Here is a 1,638-nt window from a genome sequence, read left to right as displayed (position 1 = left end):
GCGGCCTGTTCGCACAGATTTTGAACATCGCCGAAGACGTGCACCACGAACGCCGCCGCCAAATCCACGAAGAGGCCGGACACAACAGTGCCGAAGGCAGCCTGACGGAAACCGTGCGTAAACTCAAGGCCGGAAAAGTCAACGGCAAAGCGTTGCAACAACAACTGGACAACACAGTCGTTACCGCCGTTTTGACCGCGCACCCGACCGAGGTACAACGCCAAACCGTCTTGAGCTTCAACCGCCGCATCCGCGCGCTACTGCCGCAACGCGAACGCTGCACTAATCCTGATGCACTGGCTCAATTGCGCCGCGAAATCGACACAGTCCTTTTGGGCTTGTGGCAGACCAGCGAAACGCGCCGCCACAAACTCAGCGTCAACGACGAGATCAACAACGGTGTATCCATCTTCCCGATGAGCTTCTTTGAAGCCCTGCCTAAACTCTACCGCACAATGGAACGCGATTTTCAGACGGCCTATCCCGGTGTCCGCGTTCCGAATATTCTCAAAATCGGCGGCTGGATCGGCGGCGACCGCGACGGCAACCCGTTCGTTTCTGCCGAAACCTTGCGTTTTGCGTTCAGACGGCATGCCGACGCCGTATTCCGTTTCTATCGCGGCGAACTCGACAAACTCTACCGCGAATTGCCGCTCTCCATCCGCCGCGTCAAAGTCAATGACGATGTGATGGCACTTTCCGCCCAGTCTCCCGATGAAGAAATCGCCCGCGCCGAAGAACCCTACCGCCGCGCCATCGCCTACATCATGGCACGCGCTATGGGCAAGGCACGTTCACTCGGTTTGGGCATGGGCTGCAAATTCGGCTTCCTCGAGCCTTATGCCACGGTTGAAGAGTTCCTCAACGACCTGAAAAAACTGCAACGCTCGCTCCACGAAAACGGCAGCCAACTGCTGGCAGAAGGCCGTCTGGCCGACATTATCCGCAGTGTGTCCGTGTTCGGCTTCCACATGATGCCGCTCGACCTGCGCCAACACGCAGGCAAACACGCCGACGTGGTTGCCGAGCTTTTCCAACACGCAGGTTTGGAAGACTACAACAGCCTGAACGAAGAGCAAAAACAAGACGCCCTGTTGCGCGAATTGAGCCATCAACGCCCGCTGTACAGCCCGTTCATCACATACAGCGACCATACCCGCCACGAACTGGCGATTTTCAACGAAGCGCGCAAAATCAAAGACGAATTTGGCGAAGATGCCGTGACGCAAAGCATTATTTCCAACTGCGAACAACCCAGCGACCTGCTCGCCTTGGCATTGCTGCTGAAAGAAAGCGGCCTGTTGACAGTGGAAAACGGCAAACCGCGCAGCCGCATCAACATCGTGCCTCTGTTTGAAACCATCGAAGCGCTCGAAAACGCCTGCCCGGTCATGGAAACCATGTTCCGCCTCGACTGGTATGACGCTCTGCTCGAAAGCCGCGGCAACATCCAAGAAATCATGCTGGGCTACTCCGACTCCAACAAAGACGGCGGCTACGTTACCAGCTCGTGGTGTCTGTATCAGGCAGAGTTGGGCTTGGTCGAACTCTTCAAAAAATACGATGTCCGCATGCGCCTGTTCCACGGCCGCGGTGGCAGCGTAGGTCGCGGCGGCGGCCCTTCTTACCAAGCCATTT

General features: G+C 57.0%; 1 protein-coding gene. It reads left to right on the top strand.

Annotated features, from left to right (window positions below):
- Window positions 1-1,638: phosphoenolpyruvate carboxylase (locus ACTHUR_RS10965; protein WP_440398588.1), on the top strand; the 1,638-nt coding region annotated here is incomplete at both ends.

The sequence above is a fragment of the Neisseria sp. P0021.S007 genome, assembly GCF_051956855.1.
Note: the sequence above shows the minus strand (reverse complement) of the source record. Positions and strands in the feature narration are given on the sequence as shown.